Origin of the sequence: Methylobacterium sp. Leaf100, assembly GCF_001422845.1 — a bacterium.
Classification (GTDB): Bacteria; Pseudomonadota; Alphaproteobacteria; order Rhizobiales; family Beijerinckiaceae; genus Methylobacterium.
Genome location: NZ_LMMW01000062.1, coordinates 163,095 through 185,299, shown reverse-complemented (window position 1 = coordinate 185,299; position 22,205 = coordinate 163,095). Strand labels below are relative to the sequence as shown.

Sequence of the window (22,205 nt, the reverse complement as noted above, 5' to 3'; positions counted from 1 at the left end):
CCTGCCGTAGCTTGGCAACGATCTCCTCGGGCTTCGGGTGCTTTGCCATCTTGTCCGTCCTCCAGGCTCAAAAGCCATACCAAAGAGCGGACCACTTCAATGGGGGCTGACCACCCATCCACTGTAATTCGCCACAAAAGAACACGATTTCGCATATGTTAATCGGTATTATTACTATGGGAAAAAGCGCATCGATAAGCTTTCCTGTCGGGAGGGGATAGAGCCGCGGATCCGAATGTCGAGTTGTGGCATCAAGCCGCAAGATACAGCCTTCGTTCGTGAGAAATCCTGACTTTCGATGTCCATTCGTGTGCGGCTGTCGATCGTCCAGGGTGTTCCAGGCGCTCGTTGGGATTCGATTTGGCCACGAAAGGGCCCCCGCGTCCTCAATCCGCGACGAGCGACACCACGGGCGTCGCATGGCGGTGACACGGCGGGGGTCCATGCCCGCAGCGAACTTCGGCAAGTCTCCCGGTCACAAGTCTCCCGGTCACAAGTCTCCCGGTCACAAGTCTCCCGGTCACTTGTACTCGATCAAGGCTGCCGAGCGTCGGCTCATTCGATTTGCGTAGAACGTCGCGATTCCGAAGACTTCCGGGAGTTTACCCAGGAGCGTGAAGCCCGCATAGGCCCAAGCCCCCCGCCCGGCGACGCTCCGGCGGCGCGCGATGCGGCAGAGCTGGACCGGGTAGAGCAGCGTGAGCAGGGCCGCAGCGGGGTGGACGAACACGCCGAGGCCGCTCAGAAGCGGCAGGCCCACGCCCCAGAAGACCGCCCGCGGCACCGCCGCCCGCCAGATGGCGTGGGGCGAGCCGCGATGGACCCATGTGACCTGGGCGAAGGCATGGCCGCTGCGGACCATGCGCCACCACCACTGACGCAGGCTCGTGATGTTGGCGTCGTGCAAGGTCATCTCGGCGTCGAGGCGCCAGATCCGCCAGCCTCGCGCGCGCAATCGGACGCAGAGTTCCGGCTCCTCGCCGGCGATGAGGCCACCGTCGAAGCCGCCCACCGCCGCGAAGGCCTCGGTGCGAACCAGGAAATCGCCACCGCATTCCAGGGCTTCCCCGGGGGCGGTGTCCCATTCGAGATCGCACAGGCGATTGAACACGGAACGCTCGGGGTGGCGTTCCCGCCGTCGCCCGCAGACGACGGCGACATCGCGGCGTGCCGAGAGAGAGGTGTGGGCCTCGCCGAGCCAGCCCGGCGCGAGGGCGCAATCGCCATCCATGAACTGCACGAAGGCGAGGCTTGGCGCGAGATCCCGCAGCCTCGCGAAACCGGCGTTGCGCGCCCGGGCCGCCGTGAAAGGCCGGGCCGTATCGAGAACAACGACGGCGACGCCGAGGTTCTCCGCGAGGGCGACGCTGCCATCGGTCGAGCCGGAATCGACGTAGACCACGGGACCAATGGTGCGGTCGATCGATTCGAAGCAGGCTCGCAGCCGCTCCCCCTCGTTGCGCCCGATCACGACGACACCCAGGATCGGGGTCCGGCACGCAGGCTCGATCATCGCGGCCCCCTCACAGGTGCCACAGGCCGTCGAAGGCCGTTCCGAGGGACAGCCCCGCGCGCAGAGCGGTCAGCATCAACAGCGTTGCGAGGAGCACAGCGGTGGCGAGAAGATCCTGCGCGCCGAAGCTGACGCGCGTTCGGACCTGAGCGACGAGGAGTACCGCGTAACGGACCGCGTCGGCGGTCACCAGGATGAGGATCGCTCCGAGCATGCCGCCGGCCGTGAAGGCGAGCGGCAAGCCGATCACCAGATAAGCGAGCTTCACGCTGCTCGCAGCGGTGCCGTATTGCGGTTTGCCGCGTCCGATCAGAACGTATTCGTTCGTGGTGCAAAGAACCGTTGCCCAGGTGCCGAGCAGCAGCAGCGGCAGCATGGCGGCCGCGAGCGCGTAACGCGTGTCGTAGATCGCCCGGATGGCGAAATCGCCGCCCGCCGCCGCGGCCCCGATCCCAACCGCCGCGGCGAGCAGGAAACAGAGGCGGATCGAGCCGATCTCCCGTCGCAGCCGCGCGGGTGGCATCTCTCCGGCCGCGGACACCAGGGGAAAGACGAGGGAGTGGCCGAGCCGTCCGGCGAGGAGCGCCGGCAATTCGGCCATGGTGCGGGCGATGCCGTAGATGCCGAGCAGCGCCAGGGGTGCGACGCTGCCGAGATACAGACGATCGAAGTTGAGACTGAAGAACCCAAGCATCGACCAGAGGAAGATCCACTTCCCGAACGAGAAGATCTCGCCCACATGACGTCGGTCGAGCATTGGGCGGTTGCCGCCCTCGGGGAGCAGAAAGCTGCCACCGACGCGCAGCAGCGCGCTCAACAGGTTTCCGAGCAAGATCGACCAGATCGTCGGGCTCCAATAGACCAGGAGCAGCATCAAGGCGGTGCCGATGGTATCCTGGAAGAAATCGAACAGGGTGAGGGTCTGAACGCGCAAGCGTTTTTGCAGAAGGAACTGCGAGGTCGAGGTTATGCCGAGGACGGCCAGGGTGAGTGCCCCGAACTGGATGGCCGCCGCCGGCACCCCGTAGAGCTCGGCGAGCGGGCCCGCGAAGGCGCAGCACAGCCCGCACAGCAGCAGCCCGCGCAGCACCTGCAGGGTCCAGACCGTGTTGTAGAAGGCCGGCTGATCACCGCGGGGATTGGTGACCACGTTCTGACCGAGGCCGACGTCGGACAGGAGTTCGGCCCCCATCCGGATCGCCAGGATCACCACCACCATCCCGAAGATCTCCGGCGCGATGAGCCTTGACAGCAGGACGTTGGAGGCGAAGCGCACGATCACGCTGACGCCGTAGATGCCGATGATCCACGCGCTGCCGCTGAGGATCGCGCCACGCGAGATCGTCAGTGTGCTCATCGGGTACGCTCCTGGAACAAGTCACTCGCCGGAAATCAGACAGAACGGCCGGCCGGCCGGGATCACGCGTGCCGAGGGATCACGTGTCGCCCTGCCCGCCTGATCCGTTCGCCAGCCGGCCTCGGCTGCTGCGGCGGTCAGCCTAGAAGGGGTCCGGCGCCCGCGAACGCCGCCATTCGCAGGACGGCTTCTCCGAACCCGCGCCGAAGGGCGTAGGGCCTACCGACCTCGGGTGAGCCGGCTCCTCAGAACGACGCAGGCACGCCCCGTGAGCGTGGGCCGCTATCGTCGCGTCACGAATGTCAGGCATTCGATGGCATGAACGGGAACGAGCGACCGTGGTGAAAGAGCTGATCCTCGCCACCGGCCTCGGCATGATGGTGCCGTTCGCCGTCTGGGTCCGCGGCGGTGCTGTGCTCGGCAAGCGGCTGTGGATTCTGATGGGCCTTCTGCCGTTCCTGCAGCCGGGGCTGCCACAGCTCGATTTCGCAGTGCTGAGCTGGGGGGCGGACTGGCCCGGCCTCGTCAGCGGAATCGAGGTCAGCGCCTTCGATCTCCTCGGTCTGGCGATCTATGTCGGGCTTGCGCGGCCGCCCTTGCGCTCGCCCTTCTCGATCATTCTGGCGCTCTACCTCGTCGCCGTCCTGCTCTCGATCGGCCAGGCGGCGGAGCCCACGGCGGCCTTCTTCTACTTCTGGCAGATCTGCCGCGCCGCGCTCTTGCTCATCGTCGTGGCACGGGCGAGCACCGATCCGAAGGTGGCGGGCAACCTGCTGACCGGGATGGCGCTCGGCGTCGTCCTCGAATGCGCCCTCACGGCCTACCAACGCTTCGGCCTCGGCATCGTGCAAACCAGCGGAACCTTCGCTCACCAGAACACCCTGGGCCTCGTCCTCCACCTCGCGGTGCTGCCTCAAGTCGCGCTCCTGCTCGCCGGCCGTCGAAGCTGGGCCACCATCCTGGTACCGCTTACCGGCATGGCGACCGTGGTGCTCACGACGTCGCGGGCCGCGCTGCTCTACGCGGCTCTCGGCCTCGTGCTGATCTACGTGCTGTCGAGCCTGCGCCATCTGACCCTGCGCAAGGGCTTGCTCGGCATCGCCGGCTGCTGCGTCGCCCTGAGCTTCGCACCGCTCGCCGTCACCTCGTTCGAGAAGCGCTTCGAACGCGATCCCCTACGCGAGGAGGAATACGACGAGCGGGCGGCCTTCGAGCGGGCAGCGACCGCCATCCTGCTCGGCAACCCGCTCGGAGTTGGCGCGAACCACTACGTCTATGTCGCCAAGAACTTCGGCTACTCGGAACGCGCCGGCGTCATCGCCAACGAGGGCAACCGGAACAACCTCGTCCACAACGCCTACCTGTTGGCCGCCTCCGAGACCGGCTGGTTCGGCCTCGTCGCCTTCGTGCTTCTGCTGGGCTACCCTCTCGTCACCACCTTCCGGATCGGTTGGCCGAGCCGAGCCGGCCCGGAGGGCGATCTGCTCATCGGCCTCGGCGTCGGCCTCCTGATGGTCTGTCTTCACTCGACGCTCGAATACATCCTGCTGTTGCGCGATAGTCTGTACCTCCTCGCGGTGGCGATCGGACTGATCCTCGGCGTGGCCTATCAAGTGCAAGTGCGGGCACACATGCCGGCGTCGATGCCGGCGTCGATGCGATCTTTGTCGCCAAGGCCCGAACGCAAGGCGCTCCGGCCCGCGACGTAACCCGTGCGACACGAGGGGAGCAGGGATTACTTCGCTTCCGGTTCGGCCGAGCAGGGCAGGAGCGCTCGGCGGCCGCGGCGAGGGCTCGACCGGACCACCGGCCATCGTACCACTTCGGGACGAGGCCATGCGGGCACCGCGTACAAAGAAGGTGTTGTGCCGATCCTTACGCGTTCCTAGCGTCGTCGAGCCGATCTCCACCGGCAGGCGAACCGCAGATGTCCCACCGATCGGATTCCACGATTCTCGCACGAGACCCGCTCGCCGTCGCAGCGCGATCGCACACGAACGGCGACGGAGGTTTCGGTACGCACGGCGAAGCGATCGCCCTCCCGGCCTCCGACCCGGTCCCGGACAGCGTGCTTCTCGTCACCCACGTGCCGTTGCGGCGGATCGGGGGGCGGCTGTGCCTCGACGATCAGACCTGCGCGGGCCTCGATCGCTGGGGCGAGAACTTCGCTCGGATCAACTATACGGGCATCGACGCGGGCGCGGGTCCGCCCGCCGTTGGTGAGGCTTCCACCGTCTGGCGTCCGGTCGACGATCTCGCCTGCGCGGATCGCCTGTCCGTCGTCGCCCTGCCGGAGGCGTACCGCGTCGCGACGTTCGCGGCGCGGTACGCCGCGACGCGCCGCCGCTTGACGGACCTCGTGCGGAGAAGCCGCTATCTCTGCTACACCCTCGGCTCACTCGCCGGAGACTGGGGCGGCGTCGCCGCCCTCGAATCGATCCGCCGACGGCGGCCCTACGCCGTCTGGTTCGACCGGGTCGAGCACGAGGTGATCCGCCGGACAGGGACGGATGCACCGCTCCGCAGACGCATGAAGAACGCGCTCACGCTGCCACTGATGGTACGCTACCATCAGCACCTGATCGCGCGCAGCCATCTCGGCCTGTTCCAGGGGCAGGATACGTTCCGGACCTACGCCCCCCATGCGCGGAACCCGTTCTGTGTCTACGACACCCACACCACCCGCGACGACCTCGTCACGGAGACCGCGCTCGCGGACAAATGCCGCGCTCTCCTGAAGGGCGAGCCGCTGAAGATCGTCTATGTCGGCAGGGCCGACGCCATGAAGGGGCCGCTCGACTGGCTGGACGCGCTCCATCGGGCTCGGCAGAGCGGGATGCGGTTCACGGCGACCTGGTGGGGCGATGGCCCCCTGCGCGAGACCATGCAGGCACGGGCGGGCGAACTCGGCCTCGCCGATTGTGTGGCGCTGCCCGGCTTCGAGGGTGATCGCCAGACGCTTCTGGCTGCCATGCGCGCGGCCCACCTGTTCCTGTTCTGCCATCGCACGCCCGAATCCCCCCGATGTCTCATCGAGTCCCTCGTCTGCGGCACGCCGCTCATCGGCTACGGCAGTCCCTACTCGGAGGACCTGATAGGCCAGGACGGAGGAGGGCGCCTCGTTCGGATGGACGATGGGAATGCGTTGGTTTCCGGGCTCACGGACCTCGACCGCGACCGCGCGGGTCTCGCGGGCCTGATACGGGCCGCGGCCCGCACCGGCACGCGGTTCGACGAGGATACGGTCTATCGCACCCGCGCCGAACTCCTGCGGCGGTATCTCTGAACCGTGCCCGGCCGCGTCGTCCTCGCGCGAGTCACCCGCGCTCGATACTGGATTGGCCGGAACATCGGCTCGGGTTCCGGATGGCCGATGAAAGTGGGCAGCGCACGGCTCACCCTGCCCCCCCCGGCAGGCATCGGGGGGGGCAGGGTGGTCACCCGCTCGATCCTCGCCAGCCTGCTCCTCGCGGCGGCCCCGAGCGTTCAACCCGCCCGGACCGAACCTGCTCCCGGCCTGGTGAGCGTTCAGGAGATCACGGTCGCCACCCCGGACATCCTCGCCGTGGAGGTGCGCGACCCGCCCTTCGTGCCGGGCCGCATCCTCGCCCTCGATGCGCCCCGATCCGAGGCGCCCGGCACCTGGGTCCGGCACGGGGACGCGTGGGCCCAGGTGATCGGCCCCAAGCGCGACCACCTGCGTTCGAGCGACGCGCCGCCGGGTCATCACCTCGATCGGGGGGCGATCGACGCCGCTGCGGGCTACGGCCGGATCGGCGGCCGCCGGGTGGTGGCCGTCTACCGCAAATCGATGCCCTACGAATCGGGGATCTTTTACGATGAGGGCGGCGCGACCCGGACGGGCGCGAGCTTCCGCCATCAGATCTATCTCAAGCTCGACGGCCCGGTTCCGCGCGGAACCCACACCCTCGCGTGGCCCGGCAACCTGCTGCCACCGACGGCCTTCACCTACGACGACCGCACCACCCGGGCCCTCGCCCTACGCGGCACCCAACTCGGGCACGCCCCGGCCGACATCGCCAAGACCGCCTACCTCGCCCTCTGGCTGCCGGGTGGCCCCGACCTGGGGGCCGTGGATTTTCGCCGCTACGGGGTGAAGCGCTTCGCAATCCTGGATGAGAATGGCGCGGCGGCCTTCTCCGGCGACATCGGCCTGCGGGCCACACCCGACACACCGGAGCCCACCAACGGCCTGCCCAAACCCTTGGCCGACAGCGTGGACGCCGACGGCCTCCGTCGACCCATCGGCACGTTCCGGGCCCGCGACGGACAGGTCTCGGCCCGGGCCCATGGCTTGCGGGACGGCCAGCGGATCGCCCTCGAAGGACTCGGCGGCGACCGGATTCCGATCTTCGCCACGGTGGCGCAGCCGACCCCGGACGGCTTCGTGGCGGCAAGGCCGGACCGACCGCTCCCGGTCTCCGACCGCACCGGCGGCACCGTCGCGCCAGCCCATGCGGCGAACCGCGCCGGCACGTTCGTGTTCGAACTCGACTACTCGGCCTGGCAGCCGAAGCGCCCCGGCCGCTACCGCCTCTGGATCCCCGGGCTCGGCGTTTCCGATCCCTTCCCGGTCGGAGACGAGGTCTGGCTCGGCGCGGCGCGGGTCGCGATCGGGGGGTTGTACAATCACCGCAGCGGGATCGCCCTCGACGGACGCTTCGGCTATCGCCGCCCCGCCGCCTTCCGGCCGACGCCCGAGGCCCCGGTCCGCCGGAGCCGGATGCCGCTTGCCTGGTCCACGGAGGGACTGGACGGGTTCGCCTCGTCGGAGGTGGGGGCCGAGCCGGCATGGCTCACCGGGGGGAATGCCCCGTCGAACGTCTGGGGCGGCTACATGGATGCGGGCGATTGGGACCGCCGGATCCAGCACGTCGATGTGGCGACGCTCCTCCTCGAGGTATTCGAGGGCCTTCCGCCACACCTCCGGACCGCCGATTTCGGCCTGCCCCGTTCGAGCGAGGTGCTGGACGATCCGATCTACGCCACCGCCGACGCCCTGCCCAATCTCCTGCACGAGCCGATCTGGCTCCTCGACTTCTTCCGCCGTCTCCAGGGGCCGGACGGCGGCGTGAGCGGCGGCATCGAGAGTGCCCGCTACCCGCTCCTCGGCGAGCCGAGCTTTCTCGAACACCACAGGGTCTTCGCCTACGCCCCCGATCCCCTCGCCACCTACCGTTACGCCGGCGCGGCCGCCGGCCTCGCGCGGGTCCTGCGCGAGGCCGGGCAGGCCGCGTTGGCGGAGTTGTTCCGCGAAAGCGCATTGCGGGCGTGGCGCTGGGCCGAGGCCGGTTTCAACGACCCCGACGCGGCCTATGCGGATGCCCTCGCGGTGGCACGGCGCACCGACCTGTTCGCGGCGGTGCCCTGGGAAACACGCCGGGCGACGCTGCAGCGGCTGACGGGGGAATTCCGCGTCGCCGCCGCCGCGGCCCTGTTCCGGCTGGGCGAGGGACGGGCGTTCGGGCAGCTCTTCGAGGAGGCCTGGAGCACGGGGTTCGGGATCGCCGAGCGCCGGGCAGATGCGGCCTGGGATTACGCCCGGGCCGCGCAGGCCGAACCCGAGATCCGCACACGGATCGACGTAGGCCTGGTCCGCGAGGCGACCGGGTTCGCGGCCGTTCAGCGCGGCGGGACCTATCCCAGCATGAAGCACCCCTACGCGCCCGCGGGCTGGGGCCAGGGCACCGCGCCGGGCGAAGGAATGACCCGCCTGTTCCTCCGCGCTCACCGGTTGAGCGGGAACCCCGAGCTGCTAGGATTGATGATGCAGACCGCGCAAGGGCTGCTCGGCACCAACCAGCTGGGCTTGAGCCTGACGACGGGAATCGGGGTCCGGCAGGTCCGGCATCCGCTTCACGAGGACCATCGTGCCATGGGCGTGCCGGTGCCACCCGGCATCACGATCTACGGGTTCGGGCCTCAATCGGCCTTCTCTCCGGAATGGCTGTTCGGTCCGGCCTGGGCTATCTTCCCGGAGGGCGATTCGACCGCGCCGGCCCATCGGCGCATTCATCCCGCCCGCTTCGCGATGCCCTATTTCGAATACCTGATCGAACACCCCGGGATGGTGATGCAGCAGGAATACACCGTACAACAAACCATCGTCACCACCGCTGCGCTGTGGCTCCATCTCGCGGCGCAGGCCAAGCTCGCGACACAGGCCCGGAGCCCGGCTCGATGACGCGCGCCTCCGATTCCAGCCGTCGGCCCATGGCCGACCCCGGTACGGCGGCGGGCGCGAAACTGCGGCTGTACTTCGACCTGACCGATGGCCAGACCATCCTGCGCGACGAGGAGGGCGTCGAGGTCACCGATCTCGACCATGCCCTCGCGGAAGCCGACGCGGTACTGGGGGAGCTGCACGGTTACGAGGTCGGCTGGTCGCTGGTGATCCGGGACCAGGCCGGCGCGGTCCTCGCGCAGCTCCCGGTTCGACCTTGAGCTGCGGGGCGGCACGTACCGTCGGCGGCCGTCGCGCGTGACATGGTCTGTCCCTGCGGTCCGCTTGGCGCGCGCCCAGGGGCAACCCGAAGGTTCGAGGCCCGCGAGGGGCTTCGACCCGAGCCCGCGTGATCGGGATCAGTAGGCGTTCTGCGGAGCGAGCACCGCCCGGCAGGTCCGGACCATGATCCACAGATCGAGCCAGAAGCTCCAGCGCTCGATGTATTGCAGATCCAACGCGATCCGGCGGGCGAGGGCGTCCTCGGTCCGGGTCTCGCCGCGATAGCCGCAGACCTGAGCCCAGCCGGTGATGCCGGGCCTGACATGGTGGCGCAGGGCGTAATCGGCGACCCGGAGGGCGAAGTCCCGCTCCTGATCGACCGCGTGCGGCCGCGGGCCGATCATCGACATGTCGCCTTTCAGCACGTTGAGGAGCTGCGGCAGCTCGTCGAGGCTGCTGCTGCGCAGGAAGCGACCGAGCGGCGTCACCCGCGGGTCGCCCCGCCGGGCCTGGACCACCGCCGTGCCGTTCTCCTGAACCGTCATCGTCCGGAACTTGTAGATCTCGAACGGGCGCCCGTGCAGGCCGCCGCGCGTCTGCCGGAACAGGACCGGCCCCTCCGAAGTGAAGCGGATCAGGAGTGCGACGGCGACGAGGAGGGGCGCCAGCAGGAAGACCAGCAGCGCCGCGACCACGAGGTCGAAGCCGCGCTTGAGCGCCAGATCGGTCTCGTCGAGCGGCGAGCGCGGCAGGGTGAGCCCGCACGCCTCGCCGGCCCCGGCGTCGAGCAGTGCGGCTTGTCCGGCACTGGCGGGAAGCGAGTCGAGGATGGCCGCCTCGATCGCGACCATCGTGCCAACCGGCCGGTCGAGGCCTATCGCCTCGCCGGCGGCCGGAAGACCCATTTGCTCGGCCCCGAGCAGCCAGGGCTGCGCCAGCGATGCGATGCCCTGTGACGTTGCGGCAGCCTGCGCGCTCATGACCGGCCTCGTTGACAACGAATGGACGATGGACGTTGCGGGAACATAGAAAGCATTTCGAAATAAATAATCGTCTCACTTCTGAATATTAGACAGCTTGTTATTTATAATTTCAGACATCGCAGCTATATATATGAATACTTACTATCGAGGTGACATCGAATATTTTGATCGAAACCACGGACTCGGACGTCAAACCTGATCAGCCAGTCCGGCCGACGATATGGTGCTCGCACCCGCGCGTTCGTCGGCGAAAGCGGGGCGACGGATTGCGCCGGCCTCCTCGAACAGCCGCCACAGGGTTCGGGCGAGGGCGCGGCGATCGTGCAAGCGCGCGACGCGCTCCCGTCCCACCGCACCCTTGGCGGTGAGTTCGTCGGGCGTCGCGAGGAGGGCCGCTTCCATCGCCTGCGTCAGCGCTTCGACGTCGCCGGGCGGGATCAGCCAGCCGCACCGCGCATCGAGCAGCTCCGGAATGCCGGCGACATGGGTCGAGATGACCGGGCGACCGAGGGCGAAGGCCTCCATGATCACGACGGGCAGGCCTTCGGCGAAGCTTGGGAGCAGAAGGGCGCGACTCGCGGCGACGAGGGAGCGTACCTCCGCGTTGCTCGCCCAGCCGTGCAGGATCACCCGGTCCGCGACGCCGTGGCGGCGGCAGGCCGCCTCGATCTCGGCCCGGCGATCGCCGTCGCCGACCAGGACGACCTTGAGGTCGGGGAAGCGTCCGCGCAGGGCCGCGACCGCCGCCGGAATCATCACCTGGCCCTTGGCGGCGCAGAGGCGTCCGACACAGACGAGGGTCTGGGTGTCGGTCCAGCGCGGGCGCACCGCCGCGAACTCCTCGAGGGCGAGCCCGCAGCGCGCCACACGGATCTTCGGACCGTCCTCCGGGCGGGCAAGTCCGATGAGGCGATCCTGGCAGTACCGCGAGATCGCCACCGCGAAGCGGGCCTGCGCGATCTTGTCGGAGAAGCCCAGCCGCTCCGGCTCTTCGAATTCGTCCGGGCCATGGGCGGTGAAGCTGTAGCTCGGCCCGCCCATGAGCCGCGCCAGCATCGCCACGGTGGTGGCATTCGTGGCGAAGTGCACGTGGATGTGGTCGATCCCCTCGGCCGCCGCGCGCTGGCGAAGGTAGGCCGCCTGCAGGAGGTAGGCGACCGGCCGCACCGGCCCGTTGCGAGCGGCGCGCGCGAGCGTCAGCCACGGTCCGAGGCTCCGGGCGAGGCCGCGCGGATTGCCCAGCATCTCGCGCACGGCCGCGCCCAGCAGACCACGCAGGTTGCGCGTGAGCAGGTAATGCGTCGCCGCCCGCTCGGCGCGATCGCGGGGATCGACCAGGGCCTGCGGCCAGGCACGCACGGCGTAGCGCCGGATCCGGTGCCCGAGTCCCTCGATCGCCTCGATCTCCCTCCGGATGAAGGTCGTGCTCGGCAACGGATAGGTGTTCATCAGGTACGCGATCTTCATCGCCGGCACGTCCTTCGATCCGTGGTTCCGATGGGGAGCGTCGGGTGCTCAGGACTTGACCGTCCGGGGCGGCAGGGCGCGCCGGAACGGCAGCCGCGCGAGACCCTCCTTCAGCAGGAGGCGTCCGAACGGCAGCACCGCGAGAAGGTAGCGACGCCAGAGCCTGTGCGGCTCGCTGGCGAGGCGATGAAGCCATTCGATGCCCGTCCGCTGCATCCAGAGCGGAGCGCGGCGCTTGCGGCCGAGCAGGAATTCCAGCGCAGCGCCGATGCACAGGGCGGTTCCGCACGCGTCGGGATCGAGGGAGGCCTGGAAGGCGATCCGCTCGGAGCGCGGCGCGCCGATGGCGATGAAGGTGAAGCGGGCGCGGCTGCGGGCGACGAAAGCGACGCAGGTCGCGAAGGCCGCCGGATCGCCGTCGATGTCGGGCGGTGCCGTGAGGATCGCGAGATCGAGGTCCGGGAAGGCAACCCGCATATCCGCCGCGATGGCGTCGCTGGCGACCACCAGGGCGATGCGATCCCCCGGGCGGATCACGGTCCGGAACAGGATCTCGGTGAGCGTCGAGCCCGGAAGGTGCAGAAATCCGCCGCGGGTCAGCAACCGCGACATCACCAGGATCGGCTTGCTGTCGCAGAGCGAGAGCCAGGCGGCCTCGTAGCAGGGGGCGAGGGACGGGTTCGCGCTCAGGCGGACCACGTGGTCGACATTGGGGGTGACGACGTAGCGGAACGATCGCGCCTCGAAGTCTCGCGGCGGATCCTGAGCGAGCAGCGAGAGAACCTCGGACCGATCGAGACCGTCGAAGGGTGCATTGAGGAAATGTTCGCGCAGGCTGACTGCGCCGGCCAGACCGATCGGCATGGTTCCGCTCCACGAAGGACTCGAACGCGGTGCATGCCGACCACCCGCGTCGCGTTGGCCGGCCCCGCACCGAAGACTTCGCTGGACACAGATGCACGCAGCCGCAGGGTCACAAACTACGCATATCGGGCGAACATTCGCGGAAAACCGATCGAAATCGTCGGTATATTATTGGAACAACAGATCTCCACTTCACCGTACGACTTCCGAATACCTCGAATTCTCGATGCTCGGCTCCGGACGGTTCCATCGGGCGCGTTGCTGAACGGCTTCGATGCGCCCTCCGGAGAGGCCCGTCCCCGGAAGGTGGGCGAAGGGGTCGATGCAGGCGAACGGTCTCACGCGAAGGCGGTAGGGACGCCTTCCTTTTGAGGCACGACGAAGCCTTGGAGCGCGATTCGGATCGGCAAACCCTGAGGCGGGGCGCCCGCTCGGGGGCCGAAACGATGCGAGGCTCCGATGACCGTGCCGCTCTTCCTGCTGTCAGGCCTCCTCGGTCTCGTGGCGGTGATCCTGGCCATTCCCGCCGCCCTGTTCTGCCTGGAGATCGCGGCCGCCCATCGGCCGCGATCACGGCCTTCGCCCCTGCCTCCCTCGCGGGATCGGCGCTCGCTCGCAGTGGTCGTCCCGGCGCATGACGAGGAGCGGCACCTCGGCGCGACCCTGGACAGCGTCCGGGCACAGCTGCTGCCGGACGATCGGCTCGTCGTCGTGGCCGACAATTGTACCGACCGCACGGCGGAGGTCGCGGCAGCGGCCGGCGCCGAGGTGGTGGTGCGGCAGAACCCGTTCGCGCGCGGCAAGGGCTACGCCATGGATGCGGGAATCCGGCACCTGCAGGCTGCGGCGCCGCACGTGGTGGTGTTCGTCGATGCCGATTGCCATCTCGGCACCGGCGCCCTCGACGCCCTCGCGGGGCAAGCGCTGGCCCACGGGCGTCCCGTCCAGGCGCGCTACCTATGCCTCGCCCCGCCCGGTGCCCGTTCGGGCCTCAAAGTGGCGGAGTTCGCCTTTTTCGTGAAGAACGCGCTCCGGCCGCGCGGACTCGCCGCCCTGGGCCTGCCCTGCCAGCTCACGGGCAGCGGCATGGCTTTCCCCTGGCCGATCATCGCGCAGGCCCGGCTCGACAGCGGCGAGATCGTCGAGGACCTGAAGCTCGGCCTCGACTGCGCCCTGGCGGGGCACGCCCCGATGCTGTGCGACGCGGCGCTCGTGACGAGCCGGTTTCCGACGGCGCAACCCGCCGTCGCGAGTCAGCGCGAGCGTTGGCAGCGGGGGCATCTGGGACAGATCCGCACGGCGCTGCCGCAGCTCATCACCGGTCTGCGCCGCGGCGACCGCGCATGCGTGGCCCAGATGCTCGACGCGATGGTGCCGCCCCTGACGCTGCTGCTTCTGGCCAATGCCGCCCTCGTGGCGATCGCCGCCGCCGCGGCCGTGGCGGGCGCTTCGCCGGTGCCGTTCGCCATCGGTGCGGCGAGTGCGGCGTCCCTTACGGTCGCGATCGTCGCCGGCTGGCGACTGGCGGGTGCCGAGGGCCATGGCGGCGGCGGGCCACGTGCGCTCATGGCCTACCTCGCGGGCAACGCCGTCCTCTACCAGCGGCTCCTGGCACGGACGCCGGTCGCCTGGACCAGGACCGATCGCAGTGGAACGCCGTGACCGTCCGGGCCGGCGGCCGCGCCGTCTCGCGGCCGCCGGCCTCGCCGCTCACCTCCTGGCTGTTAGCCATTTCGCTCCGAGCACCGGACCGGCCCGGGCGGACGAGGCGGCCGCTCCGGCGCGAATCTTCATTTCGGGACACAGCCTGACCGACCGGCCGATTCCCGACGATCTCGTACGGATCGCCGCAAGCCTGGGACAGCCGCTCGCCTGGGGCCGGCGCCACAGCTCCGGATCGACGATCCGGCAGCGTGCCTGCCGTGACGGCGCGTTCGTGACCGACGAGGCCTCGGACCCGGACGGGCCAGGCGGGCTCTACGACACACTCGTGGTGACCGAGCAGCACGACCTCATGGGTGCGTTCCTGTGGAACGACACCATCGGCGCGCTCGGTCGGCTGCACGACTGCGCCTCGGCCGCCAATCCGGGGATCAAGACATGGTTCTACGTTCCGTGGATGTCCCTCGACGACAAGGATGAGCCGAGCGCCTGGATCGCCTACGAGCGCGCGGCGGCTCCGCTCTGGCACTGCCTCGTCGCGGCGGCCAACCGGCGCTCGGTGGCCGCCCGGCGGGGCAACCCCATCGCCATCCTCCCCGCCGCCACCGCCCTCGTCACGCTGATCGAGCGGGCGGCGAACGGGTCCGCGCCTCCGGGATGGCCGGAAAAGGATGCCGGCCGAACCACTGCGCTGCTCATCCAAGACCAAGTTCATCCGACGCGCCTCGGCCACTACGCCCTGGCCCTCGTCACCTATGCGGCGATGACCGGGCGTGCACCGATCGGCGCCTGGGCTCCCGAAGGGATCGACCCACAGACGGCGAGGGCGTTGCAGGACTTCGCCGGTACCGTCGCCGCAACCGCCGCGCGTGAGCCGGAACCCGATCCGGCGGCTTGCGCGGCACGCTTGCGGAGCCAGGCGACGGAGATCTTCTGGCCCTACATGGAGCGCGCGCACTGGCGCCCGCAGGCGGGCCTCCTCGGCGCCCGGGTCGAACGGCTGAGCAAGGCCCTGCGCTGGCGCTGGAAACTGTGGCGCGCACCCGGCTGGACGCCGTTCGACCCATCCTCCGACGGCACGGGCTGAAGGCAGCCCATCGACGACCGACGCTAACGGGAGGCCGACCGTACGAAAGCCCGGCCGCCTGTCCGGCGGCCGGGCCTTCGACGCCGCATCGGGCGTGGCCGATCAGGCGAGGGCCGCGGCGGGCGCGGATCGGGAGGGGTCGAAGCGGGAGGGCTCGGCCGGGGCCGCCTCGGCATCGGCGAGATGGCGGCGCATCCGGGCGGCGAGCACCCGGACGTTGGGCTCCAGCACCATGCTGTCGTGGTTGCCGGCGACGTGAACGATATCGAGGTCCGGCACGTAGGGCGCCCAGCCGTTGTCCTCCAGGATGAGGGAGCGGTTCACATCCAATCGGCGTCCTCCCGAGAGGCGGTGGGCGACCTGGACCTCCGGCCGGTAGAGGACGACCCGTCCGGAATACGGCTCCAGCACGAGCCGATCGAGGGCACGACGGAAGGCGGCCTCGATGGCGCCGTCGTGGAACTGCTCGGTCCCGAGTGTTTCGGGCGCCTGCATCCGCTCGCGCAGGCGCATCGCCTCCCAGCGGGCGCGCCGCTTGATCCAAGCGCCGAGGAAGCTCCCCCCCTGCGACCGGAATTCCTGCACCTTCATCGCGAGGCGGTCGGAGAGGGAGAGCGTCACCTGCTGGGGAACCGGCGTATCGAGGAGCAGGACGACCGGCACCGCCTCGCCTTCCTCCGCCAAGCGCCGGGCCATCGCCAGGGCCGCGAGGCCGCCGCCGGAGAAGCCGCCGAGCAGATAGGGCCCCCGCGGCTGGACCGCGCGGATCTCCGCGCAATAGTCACGTGCCATGTCCTCGAAGGTCTCGTGGGGAGCGTGCTCGCCGTAGAGCCCGCGGGCCTGCAGGCCGTAGACCGGCCGCTCGCTCCCGAGCTGGAGCGCGAGGTGGCGCAGGTTGAGCACGTTGCCGAACATTCCGGCACAGAGGAAGAACGGCGTGCGCGCATCGTCCGCCTGTACCCGCATCGGCACGACGTGCAGCCGTCTGGGCGCCGCCTCCGCCGGGGCCGGAACCGCGTCGCCCGTCCCGGAAAGTGCCGCCGCCTCGGGCCGGTCTCCGAGCAGGGCCGCGAAGGCCGCGATCGTCGGCGCCTCGAACAGAACCGAGATCGGCAGATCGGTGGCGAAGCGCGTGCGGATCTTGCGCAGGAGGCGCACGGCGATCAGGGAATGACCACCGACGTCGAAGAAGTTGTCCTCGATGCCGACCCGGCCGATGCCGAGGAGTTCCGTCCAGAAGCCGGCGAGCACCCGCTCGGTCTCGGAGCGGGGCGCCACGTAGGCGGCTTCGTTCCCGGACCGTTCGAAGAGTTCGGTCCGGGCGGCGGCCTCGGCTTGCGGCGCGGCGGCGCGGGCGCGCAGGGCCTCGAGATCCATCGAGCTGACGATGACCTGCGGCCGCCCGGCCCCGATCGCCCGGAACAGCGCCTCGACGCCCTCCTCGGGGCGGATGCCCTGGCGGACCATCGCGGCGAGGGCCTGTACCGCCGGCGAGGACACCTGCGATGGATCGGCGCGCGGGGCCGCGAACTCGATGCCGGCATCGGACGCGCCCAGGGTGACGCCGCCGTCGAGGCGCTTCACGGTGAAGCCCTCGATCTCCAGCACGGGTTCGCCCGCCGCATCGGTGATCACCACGTCGAAGCTCGCGAAGCCCTCGCCGCCCTCGGTGACGCCGAGCCGGATCCGGCTCGTCACCTCCGCGGGCATCGAGGCATGCACCCGTACGTGTCCGTAGGAGACGGGCACCCAGAGGGCCGCGCCCGCATCGTAGGCCGGCACGAGGGCCATGGCGCAGCCGGTGGCGATGTCGATGAGGGCCGGATGCAGGTGGTAGCCCGTGTCGAGATCGGCCCGGAAGGCCGGATCGAGGGCGAGGCGCGCCGTCGCGGTACCGTCCGCGATGGCAAGGTCGCGCAGGACACGCCAGCGCGGCCCGAAGCGCAGATGCGCCTCCTGTACGGAGGGAATGGCCGACGGCAACGTCCCGGTGGCCTCCAGCGCATCCCCGCGCGGGGATGCGGCAGGGAGCAGACGGATCCGGGCGCGGGCGTGCCGGCGAAACCCCGTCCGGGCGCCCGCCGACACGAGGCTGCGCACGTCGAGGCGGAAACCGTCCCGTTCGGGCTCCAGGCGCACCTGAACCCGGCAGGCTTCACCGTCCGGCACGTGGAGCGGGCGGAGGAAGATCAGATCCTCAAGGGCGAACCCGCCCTCGATGCCGTGCTCGCGCAGGGCCTGGGCGGCGATTTCCAGATAGCCGGTCCCGGGCCAGATCGCCTCGCCCGTGGCCATCCGGTGCTCGTCGAGAATCCATTGGTCCGTCGCGCTCCAGCGCCCTTCCAGACAAGTGCCGCCGGCCCCGTCCTCGGCCCAGGTCGTGAACAGCGGACCGCGCGGTGCCGGCCGCACCGGCGGCGTCCGCGCGGGCGCGACGGAGCGGGCGGCGAGGCCGATCTCGTTCCAGATGCCCCAGTGGATCGCCACCGTCCGGCAGGTGCCGTGCCCGGCGGCCGCCTCCGCGAAGGCGTTGAGGTAGGCGTTGGCCGCCACGTAATCGACCTGACCGGCCGGCGCGGTGTCGGCGCTGGTGGAGGAGAACAGCACGAACAGATCGAGGGGGTCGTCGCGCAGCAGGGCGTGCAGATTCTGCGTGCCCTGAATCTTCGGGGCGAACACCGCCTCGATGTCGGCCTCGGACTTCATGGCGACGAGGCCGTCCCGCACCAGGCCGGCTGTATGGATCACGCCGTTGATCGGCCCGAACCTGGCGTGGGCCCGCGCGATGATCGCGCGCAGTTCCTCCGGATTGCTGACGTCGGCGCACCCGTAGAGCACCTCCGCCCCAAGGGCTTCCAGCTGGCGGATCCGCGCGATCGAGCGGCCGGTCCGCCCCTCGATGCCATGGACCCGCAGGAGATCGTCCCACAGGTCGCGCTCGGGCAGGATCGAGCGTCCGACCAGCACGAGGCGCGCCCGGTACTGCCGCGCCAGCGCCTCGCAGATCGTGCCCGCGATGTCGCCGAGGCCGCCGGTGACGAGGTAGACGCCACCCTCGCGCAGACGCGCGCGGCCCGCCTCCGCCGCGTCGAGGGCGAGGGGGGCGAAAGCTTGCGTCCAGCGCCGCGCACGCTGGTAGGCCACCGTCTCGGTGCCGGGCTCGGCGATGAGATCGTCCCACAGCCGTTCGAGGTCGCCGCCTTCCGGCGCTGCGGGGCGGGGCCGCCGGCCGAGGCGTGCCGGAGCGGCGGGTTCGGGCCAATCCATGTCGATGGTGCGGATGGTGACGCCCGCCATCTCCTTCGGAATGACCAGGGCGGGCCCGAGCACCGTCGCCTTGTCCGGATGGGCGGGCACACGACCGCCGACGGCCTGCATCCCGTTCGTCACCACGGTGACGTGGACCGGCGCGGCCTCGCCCAACGCCTGCATCAGCCCGACGAGGCAGGAGAAGCCGCGTTCCAGGGTGTGGTGGAAGGCGCTCGACCCGGGCCGGACCCGCTCTTCGCGGGTCAGCAGCCACAGGTGGAGGATCCGGTCGGGCCGGCGTCCATCCGCGTCGAGGGCCTGGACCAGGGCTTCGTAGGCGGGCCGGCCCTCTTCGGCGCAGAGTGCGTAAGAGTCGAGGCCACGGCGGCCGAACTGATCGCCCGGCACCACCTCGGTGACCCTATGGCCGGCGGTGCGCAGGCGGGCGATGAGATCCGGGCCGACGCCCTCCCCATCGTGGAACACCAGCCACGTGCGGGGCAGGGGATCGCACTGTGCCTCCAGGGTCGCCGCCGACTGGCGCCAGACCGGTCGGTAGCCCCATTCGGCGATATCGGGCCGGCGCGTCGGCACCGCCTCGGCCGGGTCGGACGCACGCCGTGCCACGGCATCGAGGAAGTAGCGCTTGTGCTGGAACGGGTAGGTCGGCAGCGCGACGCGCCGGCAACCGCGCCCGGCCCACAGCCGGCCCGGATCGAGCGTCAGGCCCGTCGCCCACGCCCGGCCGAACGCGGCGAGGAACGACAGGCGGGCATCCGTCGCCTCGTCGGGGTGCGGCAGCGTGTTGAGGATGGCATCGGCCGGGATCGTCCCCTGTGCTTTCACGACGGACGACAGGGCGCGACCGGGGCCGACCTCGACGTAGACGCGTGCCCGGTCGGCGGCGAGGAGCGCAAGCCCGTCGGCGAAGCGCACCGTCCCGCGCAGGTGCGAGACCCAGTAGAGCGGATCGCGGGCCTGGGCATCGGTGAGCCATGCTCCGGTGAGGTTCGAGACCACCGGGATCATGGGCGCGCGCAGGTCCAGCGTGCGCAGGTAGGCTTCGAAGCGCGGCAGGATCGGGTCGAGCATCCGCGAATGCGCGGCGATGGCGATGGCGACGGGGGCCGCCTCGACGCCCTCGGCGGCGAGCGCCGCAGCGAACGCCGCGAGCGCGGCCTCGGGGCCCGAGACGACGCACAGGCCCGGGCCGTTCACGGAGGCGAGGTCGAGGTCCGCCGGCAGCCGGGCGCGCAAGAGGCTGGCGTCGAGGGCGACGCTGAGCATGCCGCCGCCCGTCACCGTATCGAACAATTCGCCGCGCAGGCGCACGAGACCGACCGCCTCGCGGAAGGTCATGACCCCGGCGACGCAGGCGGCGGCGTTCTCGCCCATGGAATGGCCGATCAGCGCCGCGGGCGTGAGGCCCCGGCTCGACCAGAGCCGGGCGAGGGCGACCTCGCAGATCAGGATCGCCGGAAGCTGGCGGGAGGGGCGCAGCAGCCACGCGGCGGCCTCCGCCCCGTGCGACGACGCGCCGAGCCAATGCGCTCGGATTTCGGAAGCGACCGCCAGCGGCAGGTAGCAGAGGCCCTCGTCGGCGGCGGCACGGAAGACCGGCTCGCCGTCGTAGAGTCCGCGCGCCATGCCGGGGTGCTGCGCACCCCCGCCCGGAAACTGGAAGACGGCGCCGGACACCTCCGGCACCACCGTATGGGTGTGGCTGCGGCGGCTGTCCCCGCCGGTCAGGAGCGCGATCGCCTCGGCCCGGTCGGCGACCACCAGGACCCGGCGGTGCTCGAAGTGCCGGCGGCCCGAGAACAGCGTGTAGGCCACGTCTCTGAGCAACAGTCCGGGCCGGCGTTCGAGCTCGGCCGCGAGGTCGCGGCCCGCCGCGTCGAGGGCAGCGCGGTTCCGGGCCGAGAGCAGGATCAGCTCCGGGCCGCCGGACCCGGCGGGTGACGCGGCGATCTTGGGAGGGGCTTCGAGGATCGCATGGGCGTTGGTGCCGCCCACGCCCAGGGCGTTCACGGCGGCCCGGCGCGGACCCGTGATCCGCGGCCAGGGCGTCAACCGGTCGGCGACCGCGAACGGGCTGCCGGCGAAATCGATGGACGGGTTCGGCCGCTCGAAGCCGAGGCTCTCGGGGATCTCCCCGTGCTGCAGGGCGAGCAGGGCCTTGATCAGGCCGACGACACCCGCCGCCGTGTCGAGATGCCCGATATTGGTCTTGACCGAGCCGACGCGGCAGAAGCCGCTGCGCCCGGTGCTCTGGCGGAATGCCTGGGTGAGCGCCGCGATCTCGATGGGATCGCCCAAGTAGGTACCGGTGCCGTGGCACTCGACGTACTGGATCGCGTCGGCGCCGATCCCGGCGAGGCCCTGCGCCTCGACGATGGCGCGGGCCTGCCCGTCGATGCTGGGGGCGAGGTAGCCGGCTTTCTCGGCACCGTCGTTGTTGATCGCCGTCGCCTTGATGATGCCTTGGATCGGGTCCCCGTCGCGCAGGGCGTCGGCGAGCCGGCGCAGCACCACGACGCCGACGCCGGAGCCGAAGACGGTGCCGGCGGCCCGATGATCGAAGGCGCGACAGACACCGTCCGGAGCGAGGATCTCGCCGTCCTGATGGAGGTAGCCGCGCCGGTGCGGCAGCTCGATGGTGACGCCGCCGGCGAGCGCCATGTCGCATTCACGGGCGAGCAGGCTCTGGCACGCGGCGTGGACCGCGACGAGGGAGGTCGAGCAGGCCGTCTGCACGCTCACGCTCGGCCCCTTCAGGTCGAACAGGAACGAGGCGCGCGTGGTGAGGAAGTCCTTGTCGTTGCCGGTGTGCCGCAGCAGGAACAGGCCGGTCTGCTCGACCAGATCGCGATGGCTGAGGACGTTGTCGTAGAAGTAGCTGCCCATGCCGCAGCCGGCGAAGACGCCGACCGGCCCGGCCTCGCTCTCCGGCGGTCGGGCGGCGCTCTCCATCGCCTCCCAGGCACATTCGAGGAAGTGGCGGTGCTGGGGGTCCATCACGGCGGCGTCCTTCGGGCTCATCCCGAAGAAGTCGGCGTCGAACATCTCCATGTCGGGCAAGTCGGCGGAGACCGGCACATAGTTCGGCAGGCTATAGCGGGCGGGCGATTCGCCGGCGGCGTCGAGCTCCTCCGTCGAGAGCCGGCGGATCGAGGAGACGCCGCCGCGCAGGTTCTCCCAGAATTCCCGCGTGTTGCGGGCCCCCGGGACCCGCAGCGCCATCCCGATGACGGCGATGTCGGTCTCCGAGCTGTCGACGCCGTGGATTTCGGCTTCCGGTGCCTGCTGCGTGAACGCGGACATGGGACGTACGGGCTCCCTTGCGACGTGACCCTGGTTCCGGCTCCTCCTCGCGGCGGGGCACCGGGCATGGACCTCACGCTAGCGAGGCCGGCCCCATGGGCGGTCCGGCCAAAAAGGCGGCCTGCCCGTTCCCCATGCGGTGAATCCCCCTGTCCACAAGGCGTAGGCGTCGCCCGATTGAAGGCGTGGAGCCTCGCTCGGCCCCCGACCTAGACCGGAGGCGGCCCGGCTCG

The 22,205-nt window shown here is 70.2% G+C and carries 12 protein-coding genes; 6 read left to right on the top strand and 6 right to left on the bottom strand.

The window, feature by feature from the left end:
- Positions 1-520 precede the first annotated feature (520 nt).
- Positions 521-1,513 (bottom strand): glycosyltransferase, encoded by a 993-nt coding sequence (locus ASF25_RS20860; protein WP_056306641.1) that lies wholly within the window; start codon positions 1,511-1,513, stop codon positions 521-523.
- 10 nt (positions 1,514-1,523) lie between these two features.
- Complete coding sequence (locus ASF25_RS20855) at positions 1,524-2,870, bottom strand: oligosaccharide flippase family protein (RefSeq protein ID WP_056306640.1); 1,347 nt, start codon at positions 2,868-2,870, stop codon at positions 1,524-1,526.
- A 341-nt stretch (positions 2,871-3,211) separates the two neighbouring features.
- Here ASF25_RS20855 and ASF25_RS20850 point away from each other — a divergent pair, with 341 nt between their 5' ends.
- From ASF25_RS20850 to ASF25_RS20835, 4 genes are all read left to right on the top strand, one after another.
- Positions 3,212-4,579 carry an O-antigen ligase family protein gene (locus ASF25_RS20850; protein ID WP_056167269.1) on the top strand — a complete coding sequence of 456 codons (1,368 nt, stop codon included), beginning with the start codon at positions 3,212-3,214 and terminating at the stop codon, positions 4,577-4,579.
- 359 nt (positions 4,580-4,938) lie between these two features.
- The gene (locus ASF25_RS20845; RefSeq protein ID WP_162239289.1) at positions 4,939-6,156 is read left to right on the top strand and encodes a glycosyltransferase; all 1,218 of its coding nucleotides are present in this window, start codon (positions 4,939-4,941) and stop codon (positions 6,154-6,156) included.
- Positions 6,157-6,243: 87 nt separating this feature from the next.
- Positions 6,244-9,075 carry a glycoside hydrolase family 9 protein gene (locus ASF25_RS20840; protein ID WP_056306638.1) on the top strand — a complete coding sequence of 944 codons (2,832 nt, stop codon included), beginning with the start codon at positions 6,244-6,246 and terminating at the stop codon, positions 9,073-9,075.
- Positions 9,072-9,335: a hypothetical protein gene (locus ASF25_RS20835; RefSeq protein ID WP_244473121.1), complete on the top strand. Its 264-nt coding sequence runs from the start codon at positions 9,072-9,074 to the stop codon at positions 9,333-9,335. The genes ASF25_RS20840 and ASF25_RS20835 overlap by 4 nt, the downstream gene beginning before the upstream one ends.
- A gap of 138 nt (positions 9,336-9,473) precedes the next feature.
- On the opposite strand, the gene ASF25_RS20830 is transcribed toward ASF25_RS20835, so the two are convergent.
- From ASF25_RS20830 to ASF25_RS20820, 3 genes are all read right to left on the bottom strand, one after another.
- Positions 9,474-10,316 (bottom strand): exopolysaccharide biosynthesis polyprenyl glycosylphosphotransferase, encoded by an 843-nt coding sequence (locus tag ASF25_RS20830; RefSeq protein ID WP_056306637.1) that lies wholly within the window; start codon positions 10,314-10,316, stop codon positions 9,474-9,476.
- 192 nt (positions 10,317-10,508) lie between these two features.
- Positions 10,509-11,786, bottom strand: a complete 1,278-nt coding sequence (locus ASF25_RS20825; RefSeq protein ID WP_082503008.1) for a glycosyltransferase family 4 protein — start codon at positions 11,784-11,786, stop codon at positions 10,509-10,511.
- 48 nt (positions 11,787-11,834) lie between these two features.
- Positions 11,835-12,650, bottom strand: coding sequence for a WecB/TagA/CpsF family glycosyltransferase (locus tag ASF25_RS20820; protein WP_056306636.1), 816 nt, complete (start codon positions 12,648-12,650; stop codon positions 11,835-11,837).
- A gap of 459 nt (positions 12,651-13,109) precedes the next feature.
- On the opposite strand from ASF25_RS20820, the gene ASF25_RS20815 reads away from it, so the two are divergent.
- Both ASF25_RS20815 and ASF25_RS20810 read left to right on the top strand, forming a co-directional pair.
- Positions 13,110-14,312 carry a glycosyltransferase family 2 protein gene (locus tag ASF25_RS20815; protein ID WP_056306635.1) on the top strand — a complete coding sequence of 401 codons (1,203 nt, stop codon included), beginning with the start codon at positions 13,110-13,112 and terminating at the stop codon, positions 14,310-14,312.
- A complete protein-coding gene (locus ASF25_RS20810; protein WP_056306634.1) occupies positions 14,299-15,399 on the top strand; it encodes a hypothetical protein in 1,101 nt (366 codons plus the stop codon). Before ASF25_RS20815 ends, ASF25_RS20810 begins: the two co-directional genes overlap by 14 nt.
- A gap of 102 nt (positions 15,400-15,501) precedes the next feature.
- Here the strand turns inward: ASF25_RS20810 and ASF25_RS20805 are convergent, their stop codons facing one another.
- Positions 15,502-21,972: a type I polyketide synthase gene (locus tag ASF25_RS20805; RefSeq protein ID WP_056306633.1), complete on the bottom strand. Its 6,471-nt coding sequence runs from the start codon at positions 21,970-21,972 to the stop codon at positions 15,502-15,504.
- Positions 21,973-22,205 lie beyond the last annotated feature (233 nt).

What these genes read in the sequence shown, in the direction of transcription:
- ASF25_RS20840 (WP_056306638.1), top strand. Translation starts at nt 6,244, where the DNA reads ATGAAAGTGGGCAGCGCACGGCTCACCCTGCCCCCCCCGGCAGGCATC.
- ASF25_RS20820 (WP_056306636.1), bottom strand. Translation starts at nt 12,650, where the DNA reads ATGCCGATCGGTCTGGCCGGCGCAGTCAGCCTGCGCGAACATTTCCTC.
- ASF25_RS20830 (WP_056306637.1), bottom strand. Translation starts at nt 10,316, where the DNA reads ATGAGCGCGCAGGCTGCCGCAACGTCACAGGGCATCGCATCGCTGGCG.
- ASF25_RS20860 (WP_056306641.1), bottom strand. Translation starts at nt 1,513, where the DNA reads ATGATCGAGCCTGCGTGCCGGACCCCGATCCTGGGTGTCGTCGTGATC.
- ASF25_RS20825 (WP_082503008.1), bottom strand. Translation starts at nt 11,786, where the DNA reads ATGAAGATCGCGTACCTGATGAACACCTATCCGTTGCCGAGCACGACC.
- ASF25_RS20805 (WP_056306633.1), bottom strand. Translation starts at nt 21,972, where the DNA reads ATGTCCGCGTTCACGCAGCAGGCACCGGAAGCCGAAATCCACGGCGTC.
- ASF25_RS20835 (WP_244473121.1), top strand. Translation starts at nt 9,072, where the DNA reads ATGACGCGCGCCTCCGATTCCAGCCGTCGGCCCATGGCCGACCCCGGT.
- ASF25_RS20855 (WP_056306640.1), bottom strand. Translation starts at nt 2,870, where the DNA reads ATGAGCACACTGACGATCTCGCGTGGCGCGATCCTCAGCGGCAGCGCG.
- ASF25_RS20815 (WP_056306635.1), top strand. Translation starts at nt 13,110, where the DNA reads ATGACCGTGCCGCTCTTCCTGCTGTCAGGCCTCCTCGGTCTCGTGGCG.